We start from the raw sequence: 658 nt of genomic DNA on the forward strand, positions 1-658 counted from the left end.
ACCTGTGGTTTCTCTCGGGGCTGATTGGAGCTGCCATCTTGCTGTACATGCTGCGCGACCGTTCCGTAAAAGCCCTGCTGGTATTGGCGGTGATGCTCTATGGCATGGGCGTTTTCTTTATGTATGCTGGTAATTACCATCTTTTTGCTGGCAACGCGCTGGACGTGCTGTTCCATAAAAGCTGGTCCTATCGCAACTTCTTATTTTTCGGCTTCCCTTTCTTCTGTATCGGATATCTGCTGCGATATTGGGAAGGAATACGCCAGCTAGATCGCCGTTATTACGCGATCTGGAGCCTGGCGGGTGCGCTCCTGTTGCTGGGGGAGTCCTATCTCAATTATGTCAGTCTCGAAGGGCTGCCACATTTCGATATGTACCTGAGCCTCCTGGTCGTTTGCCCTGGGCTTTTCCTTTGGGTGTCGTCGATGCAGGTACCTGGCGACAGCACATCCCTGGCGTATTACGCGACGGCGCTGTACTTCATCCATCCGCTTTTCATCTCGCTTTTCGAGGCGCTTTCGTACCAGCGAGGCAACATGTTGGCGCTACTGTCGCTGGTGTCATCGGTAGCGGCCGTGGTGTTGCTCAAGGGAAGTCGCAGGCGTTTGCGGTTTGCGTTCGGTGGGTGAGGGAGCCACCGGACCGCTGACGTTTATTC

At 54.4% G+C, this 658-nt stretch carries 1 protein-coding gene; it reads left to right on the forward strand.

Annotated features, from left to right (window positions below; genetic code table 11):
- The coding region (locus tag OP496_RS18265) for an acyltransferase family protein (protein ID WP_280565416.1) at nt 1-629 on the forward strand (629 nt) is incomplete at its 5' end.
- Between the last annotated feature and the right edge of the window lie 29 nt (nt 630-658).

Source organism: Chromohalobacter sp. 48-RD10, from assembly GCF_029889785.1.
In the GTDB taxonomy this organism is placed as follows: domain Bacteria; phylum Pseudomonadota; class Gammaproteobacteria; order Pseudomonadales; family Halomonadaceae; genus Chromohalobacter.